The sequence below is a fragment of the Kribbella sp. VKM Ac-2566 genome (assembly GCF_004366005.1).
Lineage (GTDB): Bacteria > Actinomycetota > Actinomycetes > Propionibacteriales > Kribbellaceae > Kribbella > Kribbella pratensis.
In genome coordinates this window covers 282547-299788 of sequence record NZ_SODT01000009.1, presented here as the reverse complement: position 1 = coordinate 299788, position 17242 = coordinate 282547, and the positions used below count along the sequence as shown (strand labels likewise).

The following is a 17242-nucleotide window of genomic DNA, read 5'->3' as shown; positions in this document are numbered from 1 at the left end:
CAGACGTCGTACGGTCGAGCCATGAGCTGGCCGGAGGGGATCGAGGCGCGTCCGATGGAAAAGGGCGACGTCGAGGCGTGGGCGGCACTGACGGCTGCCAAGGAGAAGGTCGACCAGGTCGGCGAGAACTACAGTGCCGAGGATCTCGCCGAGCAGCTGGAGCGGCCGGAACTCGATCTGGCCAACGACAGCATCAGCCTGTGGTCCGGCGACCGGATGATCGGCTATGGCATCGCACACAGCAGGACCACCGTGGTGGACGTGGACCGGGTCAACACCGAGGGTGCCATCGATCCGGAGTGGCGCCGGCAGGGCCTCGGCACGACCCTGATGCGCTGGCTGATCCGTCGCGCCGGCGAACTGCATGCCGCCACGCACCCGGACGCCCCCGGTCAGGTCAGCGTCGGCGCGGGCAGCAACAACGTCAGCGTGACCAACCTGCTCGAAGGCCTGGGCTTCAAAGCCGAGCGGTTCTTCTTCGACATGCGGCGGCGGCTGGACCAACCGGTCCCGCCCGCGCCAGTGGTCGGCGGCCTCCAGCTCAGGTCGTACGACACGTCCTACGAGGAAGCGTTGCGGCAGACCCACTTCGAGGCCTTCTCCGACCATTGGGGCTGGTCCCCGCCCACCACGGAGGCGTGGCGAGCCCGGAACGTCGGATCACGGGCGTTCCGCGGAACGCAGTCGTACTACGTCCTCGACGGCGACACCATCGCGGCGTACGCCAACTGTTACGAGTGGGAAGCCGACACCGAGGCGACCGGAGTCCGGGAGCTGTACATAGGCCAGGTCGGCACCCGACGGGCCTACCGTGGCCGCGGACTGGCCCGTGCGGCCCTGGCGAAGGTGCTCGCCAAGGCCGCAGAGGCCGGGTACCAGCGGGCCGCGCTCGGCGTCGACGCCGACAACCCGACCGGAGCCCTCGGACTGTACGAGGGCCTCGGCTTCGTCACTCACCAGAAGTTCATCAGCTACGCGCTGCCCATCCCGTCAGACGTGTGAGTCCACGACTGCTGGGGTCTCGACCGGCTCCGGCGCTCCGCGGAACCACTTCCACGGCTGGACGGTGAACACGATCATCGCGAGGCTCACCGCTGCGTAGACCAGCGATCCGACGAACGCGGCGTGAACGCCGTCCACCAGCACCTCCCGGGGGATCGTCGACGTCGAGTTGCGGCTCGCCGTACCGAAGATCGTCACCAGGATGCCCAGACCGAGCGCGCCGCCGACCTGCTGGACCACGTTCAGCATGCCGGACGCGGCACCCGAGTCCTCCGGCGCGACGCCCGAGATGGCGCGGCCGACGAGCGGGATGAAGATCATCCCGGCACCCGCGCCGAACAGCAGGAGTGGTCCGACCACGTCGTGCAGGTAGGTGCTGTGCGAGTCCAGCCGAGTCAGCCAGATCGTCCCGAGCGTGACCAGCGTGGAGCCGATCAGCATCAGTTTCGCGCCGTCGATCCGGGCAATCAGCTTCGGCACCACTCGCGACTGGGCGAACAGCAGACCCGTCAGTGGCAGGAACGCCAGGCCGGCCGCGAACGGCTTGAGCCCGAGCACTCCCTGCAGGTACTGCGTGAGGAAGAAGAACATCCCGAACATCGTCCCGACGATCAGCAGCATGGTCAGGTACGACGCCGTCCGGGTCGCCGACCGGAACAGCCGCAGTGGCACGATGGGGTGGCTGACGCGACGCTCGATCAGCACGAACGAGACCAGCAGCACCACGCCCGCGGCGAACGCCACCAGGACCTCGGTGGCGGTCCAGCCCTTCTCGGCCACCCGGATGAATCCGTAGACGAGCGACGTGATTCCGAGGGTCGAGGTGACCGCTCCGGCCACGTCGAAGCGGCCGGTCTCGGGCTCGGTCTCGGTCAGCACCTGGCGGGCCGTCAGGATCAGCGCCACACCGATCGGCACGTTGATGAACAGGCCCCAGCGCCACGAAGCCCAGTCGGTCAGCATGCCCCCGAGGACCAGGCCGACGCTGCCGCCACCGGACGAGATCAGGCTGTAGTAGCCGAGTGCCTTCATCCGCTCGGGACCTTCGCGGTACGTGAGCATCAGCAGCGTCAGAGCCGCCGGCGCCGCGATCGCACCGCCGATGCCTTGCAGAACGCGGGCGGCGAGCAGCAACTCGGCGTTCGGCGCGAGGCCTCCGAGCAGCGAGGCGAGCGTGAAGACGCTGACGCCGGTGAGGAACACCCGGCGGCGACCGAGCAGGTCACCGGCACGGGCGCCGAGCAGGAGCAGACCGCCGAACGCCAGCGCGTACGCGTTCTGCACCCAGGACAGGCTGGACGGGCTGAAGTGCAGGGCCTGCTGGATGTGAGGCATTGCGATGTTCACGACGGTCGCGTCGAGGATCACCATCAACTGGGTGACCAGGATGACCGCGAGAACGATCCCCGGCCGCCGCGCAGGCGTGCCCGAGGTGGCGCCGGCCGGCGCCGCGGATGTTGCCGACATATTGCTCCTTACCCCTGAGGGGCTACAGTTGAGACAGAAAGCGGAGCGCTCCTCCGGATACGATACGGAGGGTTCCTCCGCTTTGCAAGCGATATTGTTCTGGTGATCTGCGAGGAGGCCGGATGGCGCCACAACCCTTGCCGTGCGCACGTCCGACCCGTGCGGACGCGGCCCGGAACTACGACCGCCTGGTGACGGCCGCCCGGGAGACGTTCGCGGAGCACGGCACCGACACCTCACTCGAGGAGATCGCCCGCCGGGCCGGCGTCGGCATCGGCACGCTGTACCGCCGGTTCCCGAGCCGGACCGCACTGCTCGAGGCGGTCTACGTCGACGAGATCCAGTCCGTCTGCGACCGCGCGTACGACTTCGACCGGGAACTGGAGCCGTTCGACGCGCTCGCCGCCTGGCTGCGCAGCTTCGTCGGGTACGGGCTGTCCAAGAAGAGCCTGTCGGGTGAGCTGATAGATGCCCTAGGCAAGGACTCGCCGTTCTTCCAGGCCTGCAAGGCGAATGTGCAAGAGGCCGGGAAACTCCTGCTCGACAAGGCGAAGGCGGCCGGCGACGTCCGGCCCGAGCTGGAGCTGGCGGACGTCCTGCGACTGGTCGGCGGTATCGCTCACAACGCCGACACCCAGCCAGAGCAGGCCCACCGCCTGCTCGACATCGTGCTCTGCGGACTCAGGCCCGCTGCCTCCTGAGTTCTGCCAGCGAAGGGTTCCCGGAGTCCCGCTCGGTGTACTTGAGCTGCTCGAGCGGCCACGCGATCGCCAGCTCCGGATCGAACAGGTCCACGGTCACCCGCTCCGGCGACCAGGGCTCGTTCACCAGGAAGTTGTACGTCGTGTGCGGCGTCAGTGTGCAGAACGAGTTCCCGACACCACGGGGCACGTAGAGCGCGTCCGACGTACCGAGTTCGAACGTCTCCACCTGGCCGAAGCCGTCACCGGGGCGGAGGTCGACGATCGCGGCGAACACCCGCCCGGACGACGGCGACAGGTACTTGTCCCAGGGCTCCGCGTGGATCCCGCGGACGATCCCGGCCGCCTCGAAGTGCGCGACGTTGTGCTGCACGACCTCCATCCCGAGGTCGGCCAGCTTCTCGCGGTGGAAGTTCTCCTTGAACCATCCGTCGTCGTGCGGCTGTACCTCCAGCTCGATCCGCAGTACGCCGGGGATTGCGGTCTCCTCGATCCTCACCGGCGTACCTGCCGGCGGGCCTCGAGCTGGGCCTGGTCGGCAGCGGTCACGCCCGCGTTCCACCCGGCGCCGTTGGTGATGCGAGTCCGCCGCGTGGTCGTGTTCGGGAAGAGCTGCGCGAACAACGCGTCGACCTGCTCCTCCCGCTTGGCCAGCACCGGCAACAGACGGTCCGCAGCCGCTTCGGGTACGGCGGCCTGCGTCGCCGCGGCCGTCTGCTCCAAACGCTCGCCGATCCGTTGCGCGTAGGCCATCAGGAACGACTGGCGGAACGATCGCGTCCGGGACTCACCCTGATGGCCGATATGTTTGCCAGCGGCAAGCATCGCGCGATTCGCCTGCACCAGAAGGGAAGTGCTGAGGATCTCGGTGTGTTGCAGGTCCACCTCGGCGCCGACGATGGTGACGACGGCCAGCTCGTCGATCACGACCGTGCGACACCGATTCGCCGCGGCGACCGCGCCGACCAACTGTGCCTTGGCCGACACGTACGGCGTCTCGACCCAGAGCCGGCGCCCCGCGGAATCATCCGGGATCTCCACCTCTGCGTCCAGGAGGGCGCTGTCCAAGGAGAACTTCGCCATCAGCTCCTGCGCCTTACCGGACAACGCCTCCGCCTCGTCCGGGAACTCGGTCGCCTCCGCCTTCGCGAGCAGGCCGCGGATCCGCGCCAGCATCTTCCCGTTCGCCGGTACGGCGGGCTGCCCGCGGCGGACCGTCGTACCGGGTAATGGGTAGAGCCTGGCCAGGACCGGCAGGGTCTGGAGGAAGCCGGCCAGGGACAAGGCGTGATGCAGCGTGAGGTAGCGGCCGACGCGTGCGCCCGCTGCCCAAGCGGTCAGGCTTAGTTCAGTGAAGGGCTGCGGCACGCCGAGGTCTGTCAGTTGACCGAGCCAGCGGGGGTCGATGGTGGCGGGACGGTAACCGCGGTGTTCGGCCGAGATCGCTGCCAGCAGCAACGGCTCGACGCCGGCATCCAGCGTGCGGCGGCCGTGCTGGACCACATCGGCCGGCGCCCAGCCGCGCTCCCAGGCGGTGCGGAGCAAACCGGTGAGGAACGCCTGCACGCACCGATCCACCTGCGCCTGGTCGCGCTCGTCGTACGCACCCAGCTGGGCCAGGTGCGCGTCGGCGCGATCGTCGCGCACGGCAACGACCGCCGCAGCGGTCGGTAACAATCGCAGGATTTCCTGGTCACTCACGCCGTCGAGTCTGACACCCACCGAAGTTCCCACCCAAAACGGGAATCCATCCCCTTGTGGATAACCCCGCGAATCCCGACAGTAACTGAAGACAGACGCACGAACGACTGCTGTCAACAGGGGGTCAGGCACCGAGCCTGACGGCATCACATCGGGGAGGGGAAGCAATGACTCAACTTGCGGAAACCGGATTCGACGCGTTACGCGCGATCCTGGAGGGCCTTGCGCTGCGGCCGGGTGAAGAGGGGTACGACGAGGCGCGGCGGCTCTGGAACGCCGAGCACGACCGCCGTCCGGCGGTGATCGTGCGGCCACGGTCGGCCGCGGATGTGCAGGCCGCCGTCCGCTATGCGGTCGCCGAGGGCTTGGAGATCGCTGTCCGCGGGGGTGCGCACAGCATGGCCGGGCTGTCGTCGGTGGATGACGGCCTGATGATCGACCTGAGCCTGTTGAACCAGGTGTCGGTGGATCCCGAGGCCCGCCGGGCGCGTGCCGCCGGTGGTGCGCTGCTCGGGGATCTCGACGCCGCGACGCAGGAGTACGGTCTCGCCGTACCCGCCGGCATCGTCAGCCACACGGGAGTCGGCGGGCTGGTGCTCGGCGGCGGCATGGGTCTGCTGACCCGGCTGCACGGGCTCAGTATCGACAACCTGGAGTCGGTCCAGATCGTCACCGCGGACGGCAGCCTCCGGCGCGCCGCGGCGGACGAGAACACAGACCTGTTCTGGGCCGTCCGCGGCGGAGGCGGCAACTTCGGCGTGGTCACCGAGTTCGAGTTCCGGTTGCACCCGGCCGGGCCGATGGTGAACTACGGCATCGCGTTCTGGGGCGCGGAGCAGGGCGTCGAACTGTTCCGGGCCGCCCGCGAGGTGATCCCGGCACTGCCGCGCGAGGTGAACGTGGTGATCGCCGGCCTGAATGCGCCGCCGGCACCGTTCGTCCCCGAAGAGCACCACTTCAAGGTCGGATACGCGCTCATCGCGGTCGGATTCGGGTCGCCCGAGCAGCACGCCGAGGCGATGCGGCAACTGCGCGGGACGCTGCCGCCGCCGCTGTTCGAGTTCACGACGCCGATGCCGTACGTCGCCGTACAGCAGTCGATCGACGAGCCGAACGCCTGGGGAATGTGCCGCTACGAGAAGGGCGCCTACCTCGAGACGCTGACCGACGAGGCGATCGACGTGATCACCGAGCAGTTCCCGCAGAAAACGTCGCCGCTGTCGGTCACGATGTTCTACCACCTCGACCACGGCTACTTGGAGACGGCGGACGACGCGACCGCGTTCAGCGGGCAGCGCACCGAGCGCTACGCGGTGTTCATGATCGCAACGACGCCGGTCCGCGAGGCGCTCGAGGCCGAACGCACGTGGGTGCGGACGTTCTGGGACGCCCTGCAGCCGCACACCATCAACATCGGCAGCTACGTGAACGGTATGACCGAGCCCGACGAGGCCCGCATCCGGGCGTCGTACGGCGACAAGTACGACCGGCTCCGCGAGGTCAAGCAGAAGTACGACCCGGACAACGTGTTCCACCGCAACCAGAACATCAGGCCCTAGATCGAGGCGGCGCCGTCCACGACCAGCACCTGGCCGTTGAGGTTCGTGTTCTCCAGGAGGAGCATGCGGACGACCGGAAGGACGTCCTCCGGCTCGGTCAGGTGGCCGGTCGGCGTCCGGCGGACGATCTGGTCGAGCTGGGTCTGGCCGAGGACCGCGGACATCTCCGAGGCGAAGAAACCCGGCGCGACGGCGTTGGCGAGGATGCGGCCACCGAGTTCACGGGCCAGTGAACGGGTGGCCGCGTCCATCCCGCCCTTGGTGGCCGAGTACGCGACCAGGCCGGGGTAGCCGCGTTGCGCGCAGATCGAGGTGATGTTCACGATCCGGCCCTTCAGGCCCTTCGCCAGCATCCGGCGCAGCACGAAGCGGGTGAGGATCAGCGGCGACGTCAGGTTCGTCCGGATGATCTCGGCCACGTGGTCTGCGGACGTGTGGACGTGTAACGAGTCCTGTCCGATCGCCGCATTGTTGACCAAGGCATCGATCGGGCCGAGCGTGCTCTCGACCGCCTTGACGAACGCCTGCCCGGCCGCGCCGTCGTTGATGTCGACGGAGCCGTAATGGAGGTGGTCCGGGTACTTCTCCCCGAGTGCGGTCAGCTCCGGCGTGACCGTACGGGCGAACGCGCCGACCTTGAGACCGGCCGCGAGCAGGTCGGTGACGATCGCGAGACCGAGACCGCGGGAACCGCCGGACACCAGCACGACCGAGGCCGGCGGGACGACACTGGGGGCTTCAGACATCGCTCTTCAGGGTTTCCTTCTGCGGGATCTGGTCGAGGAACTTGATCCGCCGCGGTACGCCGTAGTCCGGTAACCGGGTCGAACACCACTGGACCAGGTCGGTGTCCGTGATCGGGCCGAGCGACCGGTTCGGGACCACCTCGGCCGCGACCATCCGGCCGACCAACGGCGCCTTGCGGGCGAAGACGCGCGCCCAGGACACGCCCGGGTGGCCCATCAGCACGTTGCGGACCACGCCGGCCGAGACCTTGGACCCGCCGACGTTGATCTCGTCGGTGTCCAGGCGGCCGGTGATCAGCACCCGGTCCCCGTCGTACTCGACCCGGTCGCCGGTGCGGATCGCGCCGATCAGGCCGGCGCCGTGGTGCGGCGAGCGGATCACGAGCTCGTCGCCCTCGACGCTCAGGACCGGGCGCTCCGGGTGCGGGTCGCGGTCCAGCCAGGACCTGGGGAACCCGGCCTTGCCGTCGTGCACCACGATCGACGCGCCGACCTCCGAGGACGCGTAGATCCAGGAGATCCGCGTCGTCGGGAAGATCTCCCGGAGCTGGTCGAGGATCGCCTGGTCGACGGGCTCGCCGCCCAGCGTGATCTGCTCCAGCGGTACGCCGGCGAGCGCGTCGGCGTCGCGGTAGATCGCCTGCCGCCAGAATGTCGGCGTACCGGAGGCGGCCGTGACGCCGTGCTCGGTCGCCATCTTCGGCCAGTCCTCCAGCTCGCTCGGCTCGATCACGACCAGGCCCTGATCGGCTTGGGTCAGCGAGAGCGTGACGACCTGCCACCAGGCGTAGGTCCCGGGCGAGTACGGCAGCAGCCAGGTGCGCGGCGGTTGGTCGGCGGTGACGGTGGTCAGCGACTCCAGGGTGTGCCCGATGCGCTTCGGGCGGCCGGTGGAGCCGGAGGTGAGCAGCCAGGCGCGACCGGACTCCTCGACCCGCTTCAGTCGCGCTGGGGTGACTGACCCGTCGGGCAGGACGATCGCGAAACCGGACTCGCCCAGTTCCTCCCGCATGCGCTCGTCGACGCGGGACTCGGTCGCAACCAGTAACTCGGTGCCGTGCACCGCATGATGGCGGAGCGCGGCGAGCGCGTCGGCGCCGTTGTCGACCAGGACGGCCGCGGGCGACGGCAGCTGCGGCAGCTTGCGCAGCGTCCGCCAGGTCAGGCGCTTGCCGGCGACGACGACGGTGTTGTCGTCGCCGATCAGGGCGGTCGTGCGGCGCCGGGTGCTCACGCCGACTGGAGTTGCTCGATGAAATCCAGTACGTCGCCGACCGTCGCGATCCGGCGCAGCCCAGGGGCATCGAAGTTCAGCTCGTCACCGAGTTCGTCCTCCACCCGGAGGGCCAGCTCGGAGAAGTCCAGCGACCGGAACCCGATCTCGCGCAGGTCCGCCGTGTCCTCGGCCGGCAATGCCCGGCCCTGGGCCGTCATCACCTCACCCATCAACTCCCTGACCCGACTCCGATCCACCGAACTCATAGTCCCGCAGCCTAGCGCCGGACGTCCCGCACTCACCAACCGTCTGCGCCGTGGCCCCGTCACGCTCAGCCGAGCCCGCCAGAGCGGCCTCGCCGGACGTTGGTGAGTGCCAGCGGTCCTTCACCCGTTTGATCCGGCTGGTGATCTCCCAGCCGATCAGGGCGATCACCGGGCCCGCGGCGGCGAGTGCCGCCAGCAGGACCTCCTCCACCGGCAGGCCCGCGATGTGCTGCACGACCATCGGACCTCCCGAACACTGCGGGGCTGGGAGATTACTGAGTGTAAATGCGAAGTTCGTGGCAGTAAACGGCTCACCGGCCACGAAGGCGACTCGTCGGACTCATACACTTTGCCGATGATCAGACCGGGGAAGCGGCTTGCGGCCGGGCGCGGCAAGCGAACCGCGGCCTTGATGAGCCTGCCTGTGCTGCCCTTGGCCTGGTTCGTCGCGCTCCAGGAGCACCCGCCATGGATGGCGGCCGCGTACCTCGCGTACCTGCTGATCGTGATCGTCGTTCCGGGCACGATGTTCTGGCGGCGGCTGACCGGCGGTGCCGGCTGGCGGTCGGCGGACGTGATCCTGGGTACGGCGTTCGGGCTGGCCGTCGAGGCGTTGCTCTACCCGCTGGGAATGCTGTTCGAGATGCCGTTCGCGGCGTTGCTGATGCCGGCGCTGGCGCTCGGGATGTGGCGCGGGCTGCCGCGCCGCAAACTGCCGGAACGGCCGACGCCGTGGTGGTCGATGGCCGGCGCGATGGTCGCGGTCGGCGTCGCGGCGGCCTGGTTCGTCCGGGTCGGCTCGCAGCTCGTCCCGCTCGACGGATCGGACGCGCTGCGGCCGAACTCCGACACTCCGCACAATCTCGCGCTGGCCGGTGAGGTCACGCACCACTTCCCGCCGAAGATCCCGTACGCCGACGGCGGGTGGCTGACCAGCCACTGGGCGGCGTACGAACACATCGCGTCCACGCACTGGATCACCAGCGTGCCGCTCGACGTACTGACGCATCGGATGGTGCCGTTCGCCTGGATCCTGCTCACCGTCCTGGGCGCGGCCGCGGTCGGGATGCTGCTGACCGGGCGTGCGGTCGCCGCTCCGATCGCTGCTGGGCTCGTGGTGGCCGGTGGCGACCTGGTGGCCTGGCCGTGGGCCGTGTCGGACCGGGTGTTCGCGGACGGGCCGTTCTCGCTCGGCGGGCTGACGAGTCCGTCGCAGGCGTTCTCGACGGTGCTGTTGCTGCCGCTGATCGCGGTGACGGCGTTGCTGTTGCGACGGCGGGCGGGGACGACGCGGGCCGAGTTGTTCCGGCTGTTCGTCGCCGCGGGCGTGCTGGTTGCCGCGTTGGCATTGACGAAGGCGACGACGCTGCCGGTGTACGCGACGGGCCTTGCGGTTGCGTGGATCTATCTGACGGTTCGCAAGGGTCGCCTGAATCTGCGTGCGTTGGTGCTCGGCGTCGGCGTTGCGGCGGCCTATACGTTGACGTTCTTCGTCGTACTGCGAGGCGCGGCGTCGAGCGTGCGGTTCGATCCGGGCGCGACGTTCGAGAGTCTCGCGGATCGGATGGGCGGTGGATCCGCGGTCGCGGTGATCGCGGTCGTGGTCGTCGTCGGGTGGGCCATGCCGGTGGTCGGCGCGTTGCTGATCAGGCGGCGGGTGGCTCGGGATCCGATGGTGGTGTTCCTGGTGGCCGGGTTCGTGGCCGCGGTGCTGGGCGCGTCGTTGCTGGCCGATCGTGGGGACACCCAACTGTTCTTCGTGCGGACCGGGTTCGTGTTCGGCGTACTGCTCGCGACCTGGGGGCTGGGTTCGCTCGAGCGCCGGCAGTACTGGGTCGCCGGGATCGCGATCGCCATCGGGGTCGCCGCGATCTACTGGGGCCGGTACCGGTCGCCGAAGTCGTGCACGACGGCCAACTGCTTCGGACAGGGCCTCGCGGTCGCGCTGGTGATCGCCGTGCTCGGGATCGGGGTATTCGGGCTGGTCCTGCGCGGTTCCCGACGTACCTGGGCTGTGATCGCAGTGGCGGTGCTGGTCGGTACGACGGTGTCGCCGACGGTCGCGTCCGTACGACGGTTCGCGAACCCGCCGCTGACGTCGTACAAGTCGATCGCACCGGGCGGGATCGAGGCGGCGCGCTTCATCCGGCGCAACTCCGGCTCGAACGATCGGATCGCCACGAACGTCCACTGCCACCAGCCACGGGCGTCCCACTGCCAGACGGGGTCGTACTGGATCGCCGGGTACGCCGAACGCCGCGTCCTCGTGGAGGGCTGGGCGTACCGGGCGCGGGTCGACGACTCCTACCCCGCGGGCGTGCAGGGACCGTACTGGAACCAGGACGAGCTGCGGCTGAACGACGAGGTGTTCAGCAACCCGAGCCGCCAGTTGATCGAGACGCTGCGGACGACGTACGGCGTCCAATGGCTGCTGCTCGACGAGCGCGTCAGCGCCCCGCCGAAGAACCTGGACAAGCTGACCGAACTCCGCTTCCAGCTGGGAACCGTCCGCGTCTACCAGATCTACCCGCCGCCCCCGGAGAACCCGTTCCCCACGAGAACACCGTCCCCGACCGGTACCCCGACCCCAGGTTTCCCGACGCAGACCCCGGGCTCCCCTTCGAGCACGCCAGGGTCCCCGTCGACCAGCTTCCCGACCGGCACGCAGTTCCCCGGCCAGACTCAGCCGACCCAGCCCTCCCCCACCGGACCCCTGCCAACCTCCACCACCCCAACGTTCCCCACCACCCCAGTCCCGACGCAGATCACCACCACGCCGGGACTCAACAGCCCGTAGCGACTCAGCGGATGGTGACTGCCGGGATGGCGATGCTCTGGTTGGCGAGGCGGTCCAGGGCGGTTACCGAGTAGATGTACGCCGTACCGGGCGCGGCTGTGGTGTCTGTGTAGGACTGGCTGGCGCCGGTGGAGCGGACCGTGGCGACCAGGTTGCGGGCGTCGTTGTCGGGGCAGTGGTCTCCGCCGCGGAGCTCCCGGCGGTAGATCGCGTACGACGTGGTGTCGCTCGACGTCCTGGACCAGTTGACCTGTACGCCGTCACTCGTGCGCGTCGCGTGGACGGCGTGCACCGGGAGCGGTGCCCGCGAGTCGAGGGCGGGCATCGCGGGGATCAGCGCCGGCCGCGTGTACCAGGTCTTGTTGAGCAGCGTGGTCGCCCCGAGCCGGTCCGCGCGGACGTCCTTCGCGGAGAAGTAGATGTTGCCCTTCACCTCGGGGATCGTGCTGTCGAACGCCAGGTGGTCGCTCAGCTCGGCCGGGTCGGACCAGTCCGGCGACTGCGTCGACGTACCGACCTTGTACGTCGCCTCGCCGATGTAGAGGTGCACGTGCGTACCGCGGACCTGCTCCGCCCACCACGGCACGATCTTGTTGTAGTCCGCCGGCGCGAACCCACCGGCCCAGTAGACCTGCGGCACGATGTAGTCGATCCATTCCTCGCGGACCCACTTGCGGGTGTCCGCCGCGAGGTCGTCGTACGTCTGCACGCCGGCCGTGGTGTCGGTGCCCTCCGGGTCAGTCGCCTTGTTCCGCCAGACGGCGAACGGCGAGATGCCGAACTTCACCCACGGCTTGGCCGCGTGGATCTTCTGGTTCAGCTCCTGGATCAGCAGGTCGATGTTGTTCCGCCGCCAGGCCTGCAGGTTCGAGAAGCCGCCGCCGTACTGCGCGTACGTCGCGGCGTCGTCGAAGACCTGACCGGCGACCGGGTACGGGTAGAAGTAGTCGTCGAAGTGCACGCCGTCGATGTCGTAGTTCGAGACTGCGTCCATGATCGCGTCCTCGACCAGCTTGCGAGCCGCCGGGATGCCGGGGTTGTAGTACAGCTTCCCGCCGTACGTGACGACCCAGTCCGGGTGCTGCCGCGCCGGGTGGGTCGGGAGCAGGCCGTTGATGTTGGTGTCCATCGAGAGCCGGTACGGGTTGAACCACGCGTGCAGCTCGAGGTTGCGCTTGTGCGCCTCGGCGACCGCGAAGGCCAGCGGGTCGTAGCCGGGGTCGCCGCCCTGTGCGCCGGTCAGATACTTCGACCAGGGCTCGACCTTGGACGGCCAGAAGGCATCCGCGGTCGGACGGACCTGCAGGATGACCGCGTTGTGGTTCTGCCGCACCGCGTCGTCGAGCCAGCCGATCAGCTCGGACTGCTGCTGCGCGGCGCTCAGACCGGTCTTCGACGGCCAGTCGATGTTCACCACCGACGCGACCCAGCTCGCCCGGAACTGCCGCAGTGGCGTGGACGCGTTCGGCGCACACGTCTGCTGACCGTCCGCCTCCGCGGCGGACGCCGTACCGGTCAGCCCGCCCATCAACAGCCCCGCCGTCACGCCCAGGACACCCATCGCTCGCCAGACTTTCATGTCACTCTCCGACCGTCGTTCAAGGTGAAGTCGAAAGATGTTTACACATCAAGGCACCTCAAGAGAAGGCGCTAGGTTAAGAGCATGCTGCGCGCCGCGACCGAAGACGACGTCGACACGATCCGGCGGTTGCGAAATCAGCAGGCGAACCGTGACGTGAGCATCACCTCACACGAGATCACCGCCGACGAGCACGCGGCGTGGTGGGCCAAGACCTCGGCCGATCCCTCGCGGCGGGTGCTGATCTACGAGCGGGCCGGCCGGCTCGCCGGAGTGGTGAACTTCTTCGATCTCGAGGGGACGAGCGGCGCATGGGGGTTCTTCCTCGACGCGGACGGGCTCGCGGAGCGCGGCGAGACACTCCCGGCGTGGATCGAGATCATGCGCGAGGCCACGGCGTACGCGTTCGACGAGCTCGGGCTCGAGCTGCTGACCGGCGAGGTGCTCGAACACAACACCGTGGTCCGGCAGATGAACCGGCGGTTCCGGTTCACCGAGGGCACGCCGGAGACGCGGTACGCCGGCGGACGCGAGATCACCGTGATTCCGATCAGCCTGCGCAAGCAGGACCGTAGAACCCAGGGGACGAAATGAGCACCACCATCGAGATCGGCGGCGTCAAGGTCGGACCGGACCACCAGCCGTTCGTCATCGCGGAGATGTCCGGGAACCACAACGGCGACCTGGAGCGGGCGCTGGACATCGTCCGCGCGGTCGCCGAGTCCGGTGCGCAGGCGCTGAAGCTGCAGACGTACACCGCGGACACGATGACGCTCGACCTCGACCTGCCGGCGTTCCGGCTGCCGGCGGAGCACGAGCTGTGGAGCGAGGCGCGGCTGTACGACCTGTACAACGAGGCGCACACGCCGTGGGCGTGGCACGAGCCGATCTTCGAGCTCGCGAAGTCCCTCGGCCTGGTCGCGTTCTCGTCCGCGTTCGACAGCACCGCGATCGATTTCCTGGAGAAGCTCGACGTACCGGCGTACAAGGTCGCGTCGAACGAGATCGGCGACCTGCCGCTGGTCCGGGGCATGGCGGAGACCGGGAAGCCGATCATCATCTCCACCGGGTCGGCGACACTCACCGACATCGACGCCGCGGTCCGCGCCGCGCGGTCGACCGGCAACGAGCAGATCATCGTGCTGTCCTGTACGGCGAGTTACCCCGCGCCACCTGAGCAGTCCAATCTGCGCGGTATCCCGGTCCTTCGCGACGCCCTCGGCGTACAGGTCGGCCTCTCCGACCACACGATGGGCATCGGCGCCGCCGTGGCCGCGGTCGCGCTCGGTGCGACGGTGATCGAGAAGCATGTGACGCTGAAGCGCGTCGACGGCGGCGTCGACTCGGCGTTCTCGCTCGAGCCCTGGGAGCTGGAGCTTCTCGTCGAAAGCACGCGCGTCGCGCAACTGTCGCTCGGCGAGCCGGTCATCGGCCCGAAGCAGGCAGAACAGAACGTCCTCCGCTTCCGGCGTTCGCTCTTCGTCACCCAGGACGTCCGCGCCGGCGACCTCATCACCTTCGAAAACGTCCGCTCCATCCGCCCCGCCGGCGGCCTCGCCCCCGACCTGTTCACCCAGGTCGAAGGCCGCCCGTTCCGGGTGGACGTCCAGGCGGGCACGCCGCTCACCTGGGACCTGCTCTAGCCCTTCAGCGCGGAGGTCAGACCGTCACGGGTCTTGCCTGCGAACGCGAGGAAGGCCGCCTCTGGATTGGCGTACGCATCCAGGCGGAACAGCACGACGTACGTCGCCGTGCGGTACTGCAAGGTGCGCTCGGTCCAGGTCTTGCCCGCGATCGGGTAGGTGCGCACGATGTAACGCGCCCGGACCCCGAATCCCGGCAGCGGCCGCTCGACGACCGAGGCGAGCTCCCGGCCGTCGACCTGGACGTGCGCGCACTCGGCCGGCGTCGGCTGCCGCTGATCGAGCAACCTGTCCCCCAACGGGGCAGCCAGTTCGACGATGTTGACGCTGACAAACGGCCTCGCCGGCCCGGTAGTCGGTCCCAGCGCCGCGAACGCCGCGACGCCGGGCGTAGCCGGTGCGACGAAGTCGCCCGGCACACCAGGCACACCCACGTACCGAATGACGTCCCGGCAGAGCTCCGGCGAGACCGTACGCCCGGCCAACGGATCGGTCCTGGGCTTCCAGTCGGCCCGAGGCGGATACGGGTAGTAGTCCTTCCCCAGCAAGTGCGTGCCGTACGCGTCCGGAAGCGCAGACCACAGGTCCTTGACCGCGTACTGGTGCGGTCCGGTCGTCGGCGTGACCGCCACTCGAGGTACGGGCGTCATCCGCGGTACGACTGGGGCCGGTGCCGAAGGTCCGCTCGAAGGCCCGGGATCAGCGTCCCGGCTCGGCTTGGTACAGGCGCTGAGCGAAACCGCCAGGCAGATGCCCGCGGCCAGCCACCGACCCACCGCGGCCCCTCTCCCTGGGATCATGTTCTGTCTGATGCATGGTACGCAGGAAAGGTTGGCCGGGGTGACCGAGTACTTGTTGTTTCCGGGGCGGCATCATGTGCTGACGCGGTTTCAGGGGGAGTTCCTGAAGCAGTTTGTGGAGCGGACCGTGGTGTGGGCGGTGACGTCGGCGAATCACCGGACGACCAAGCGGAACCCGGTGGCGTTCGATCGGCGGGAGGCGGCGATCGAGCGGTTCAGTGTGGCGGAGGGGATCCGGTCGCTGGTGGTGGGAGTGGTTGATACCCCGCCGACGGACGAGTTCGCCGAGGTGACGGTGAAGGCGATCGAGGCGGGGACCGACGATCTCGTGCGGTTGACTCCGGAGAACACGGTCGTGGCGTGCTCGACGCCCGAGGTGAGCAAGCTGTACGAGCAGCTCGGGTACTCCGTGATCGGCGTCGAGCCCGAGGGTACGACGCGGCCGTGGGACGTGCTGCTGATGATTGCTACGGGCAACGAGCAGTGGAAGGAACTCGCCCATCCGGCGACCGTGGACGTGTTCGAGCGCTACGCCCTGGACGCGCACGTCGCGCGCTGTGTGAACGACCCGGTGGTCGGCGACGACGGCGGACTGACCACGACCCGCGACTACAAGTCGTACGCCGACGCGTTCGAGACCGCCGCCGACCGGAAATGGCAACAAATCAAGGCGTTTGTCCGCCCTGGCCGGATTCTCGACATCGGTTGCGCGACTGGTGCGACCCTGCAACTCGTCGACCGCGATCCACGTTTCCACGAGTCGGATCTGATCGGTGTGGAGGTCGCGCGGCACCTGTTCGCCGAATGCGAGCACAAGAAGGAACAGGGCCTGTTCAGCAACCCGAACGTCTATTTCTACCAGCGCAACATGCTCGGCTCCGCCGTGTTCCCGACGCGCTCGATCGACACCACGCTGACGCTCGCGCTCACCCACGAGATCTGGTCGTACGCCGACGGTTCGCGACCCGATACGGTCCAGCGGTTCGCCGACGCGCTCTACGCGCACACGGCCCCGAACGGTGTCTGGATCAACTCCGACGTGTGCGGCCCGGACGAGCCGGACCGTCCCGTCGTATTGCGGCTGGACGACAGCGACGGCGAGAACCCGGACGACATCACGGAACTCGAGTCCCTCGACGACCCCGCGACGTACGTCGGAAAACTCTCCACGCGGGCGCGCTTCTTCCAGTTCGCCCACGATTTCCGGCGGAACGCGAAGGTGCCGTTGGGGTACGAGGTCCGCGCCGACGGTCTGGTACTGCGGCTCGCCGACGCGATGGATTTCCTCACGCGGAAGGACTACGTCGACAACTGGCTGAGCGAGACCCACGAACAGTTCTGCGGCCTGAACTTCGCCGGCTGGACCACCGTCGCCGAACGCGCCGGCTTCACCATCGACCCGTCCTCAACGGCTTGGCGCAACGACTGGGTCATCAACAACCGCATCGCACCGGTCGCCTCCATCACCACCCCCGACGGCGACGCCGTTGAGTGGCCGGTCACCCACCAACTAACAATCGCCCGCCGCTAACCCGCCAACCGCCACCAACCCGAGTCCCCCCGCTTTCACCGGCCCCATTTGGTGGGTCAGCCAGCGAAATGCCGGGCTCCACACTCTGATAATGGGTACCAAACCCCCAATTTGCCTGGCCAACCCACGAAATTGCCTGGCCAACCCACGAAATTGCCTGGCCAACCCAGCAGATGCGAGCGGCCTGCGGCGGAGATGTGTAGCTCGACAGGAGGTGTGACCTCGGCCGGGCGA

General features: G+C 68.5%; 16 protein-coding genes. 7 read left to right on the top strand and 9 right to left on the bottom strand.

Annotation, left to right across the window (positions count from 1 at the left end; genetic code table 11):
- Positions 1–21: 21 nt before the first annotated feature.
- Positions 22–1002, top strand: coding sequence for a GNAT family N-acetyltransferase (locus EV647_RS13010; RefSeq protein WP_134002486.1), 981 nt, complete (start codon positions 22–24; stop codon positions 1000–1002).
- Here EV647_RS13010 and EV647_RS13005 read toward each other — a convergent pair.
- Entirely contained in the window at positions 991–2469 is a 1479-nt protein-coding gene (locus EV647_RS13005) for an MFS transporter (protein ID WP_134002484.1), read from the bottom strand. The genes EV647_RS13010 and EV647_RS13005 overlap by 12 nt on opposite strands.
- Before the next feature lie 122 nt (positions 2470–2591).
- On the opposite strand from EV647_RS13005, the gene EV647_RS13000 reads away from it, so the two are divergent.
- The gene (locus EV647_RS13000; protein WP_134002482.1) at positions 2592–3170 is read left to right on the top strand and encodes a TetR/AcrR family transcriptional regulator; all 579 of its coding nucleotides are present in this window, start codon (positions 2592–2594) and stop codon (positions 3168–3170) included.
- Here the strand turns inward: EV647_RS13000 and EV647_RS12995 are convergent.
- Complete coding sequence (locus EV647_RS12995; RefSeq protein WP_134002480.1) at positions 3151–3669, bottom strand: dTDP-4-dehydrorhamnose 3,5-epimerase family protein; 519 nt, start codon at positions 3667–3669, stop codon at positions 3151–3153. The genes EV647_RS13000 and EV647_RS12995 overlap by 20 nt on opposite strands.
- A complete protein-coding gene (locus EV647_RS12990) occupies positions 3666–4871 on the bottom strand; it encodes a DUF2786 domain-containing protein (RefSeq protein WP_238177178.1) in 1206 nt (401 codons plus the stop codon). Before EV647_RS12990 ends, EV647_RS12995 begins: the two co-directional genes overlap by 4 nt.
- A 167-nt stretch (positions 4872–5038) precedes the next feature.
- Here EV647_RS12990 and EV647_RS12985 point away from each other — a divergent pair, with 167 nt between their 5' ends.
- Complete coding sequence (locus tag EV647_RS12985; protein WP_134002478.1) at positions 5039–6430, top strand: FAD-binding oxidoreductase; 1392 nt, start codon at positions 5039–5041, stop codon at positions 6428–6430.
- Here EV647_RS12985 and EV647_RS12980 read toward each other — a convergent pair.
- The 4 genes from EV647_RS12980 to EV647_RS12965 are packed head-to-tail and all read right to left on the bottom strand — an operon-like array spanning position 6427 to position 8899.
- A complete protein-coding gene (locus EV647_RS12980) occupies positions 6427–7176 on the bottom strand; it encodes an SDR family NAD(P)-dependent oxidoreductase (protein WP_134002476.1) in 750 nt (249 codons plus the stop codon). The two genes, EV647_RS12985 and EV647_RS12980, sit on opposite strands and share 4 nt — an antisense overlap.
- On the bottom strand, positions 7169–8410 hold the full coding sequence (locus tag EV647_RS12975) for an AMP-binding protein (protein ID WP_134002474.1): 1242 nt from the start codon (positions 8408–8410) through the stop codon (positions 7169–7171). The genes EV647_RS12980 and EV647_RS12975 overlap by 8 nt, the downstream gene beginning before the upstream one ends.
- Positions 8407–8622 carry an acyl carrier protein gene (locus EV647_RS12970; RefSeq protein ID WP_238154955.1) on the bottom strand — a complete coding sequence of 72 codons (216 nt, stop codon included), beginning with the start codon at positions 8620–8622 and terminating at the stop codon, positions 8407–8409. The genes EV647_RS12975 and EV647_RS12970 overlap by 4 nt, the downstream gene beginning before the upstream one ends.
- A complete protein-coding gene (locus EV647_RS12965) occupies positions 8615–8899 on the bottom strand; it encodes a hypothetical protein (protein ID WP_134002472.1) in 285 nt (94 codons plus the stop codon). Before EV647_RS12965 ends, EV647_RS12970 begins: the two co-directional genes overlap by 8 nt.
- 114 nt (positions 8900–9013) lie before the next feature.
- On the opposite strand from EV647_RS12965, the gene EV647_RS12960 reads away from it, so the two are divergent.
- Positions 9014–11455: a hypothetical protein gene (locus tag EV647_RS12960; RefSeq protein ID WP_202876153.1), complete on the top strand. Its 2442-nt coding sequence runs from the start codon at positions 9014–9016 to the stop codon at positions 11453–11455.
- A 4-nt stretch (positions 11456–11459) separates the two neighbouring features.
- Here EV647_RS12960 and EV647_RS12955 read toward each other — a convergent pair whose 3' ends face one another.
- Positions 11460–13034 (bottom strand): glycoside hydrolase family 10 protein, encoded by a 1575-nt coding sequence (locus tag EV647_RS12955; protein WP_134002470.1) that lies wholly within the window; start codon positions 13032–13034, stop codon positions 11460–11462.
- An 84-nt stretch (positions 13035–13118) separates the two neighbouring features.
- Between EV647_RS12955 and EV647_RS12950 the strand changes: the two genes are divergently transcribed.
- Complete coding sequence (locus tag EV647_RS12950) at positions 13119–13628, top strand: GNAT family N-acetyltransferase (protein WP_134002468.1); 510 nt, start codon at positions 13119–13121, stop codon at positions 13626–13628.
- The gene (pseI, locus tag EV647_RS12945; protein WP_134002466.1) at positions 13625–14677 is read left to right on the top strand and encodes a pseudaminic acid synthase; all 1053 of its coding nucleotides are present in this window, start codon (positions 13625–13627) and stop codon (positions 14675–14677) included. The genes EV647_RS12950 and pseI overlap by 4 nt, the downstream gene beginning before the upstream one ends.
- On the opposite strand, the gene EV647_RS12940 is transcribed toward pseI, so the two are convergent.
- Positions 14674–15327, bottom strand: a complete 654-nt coding sequence (locus EV647_RS12940; protein ID WP_134002464.1) for a hypothetical protein — start codon at positions 15325–15327, stop codon at positions 14674–14676. The genes pseI and EV647_RS12940 overlap by 4 nt on opposite strands.
- Positions 15328–15517: 190 nt before the next feature.
- Here EV647_RS12940 and EV647_RS12935 point away from each other — a divergent pair, with 190 nt between their 5' ends.
- Positions 15518–17008 carry a class I SAM-dependent methyltransferase gene (locus tag EV647_RS12935; RefSeq protein WP_238177177.1) on the top strand — a complete coding sequence of 497 codons (1491 nt, stop codon included), beginning with the start codon at positions 15518–15520 and terminating at the stop codon, positions 17006–17008.
- The last annotated feature ends 234 nt before the right edge of the window (positions 17009–17242 follow it).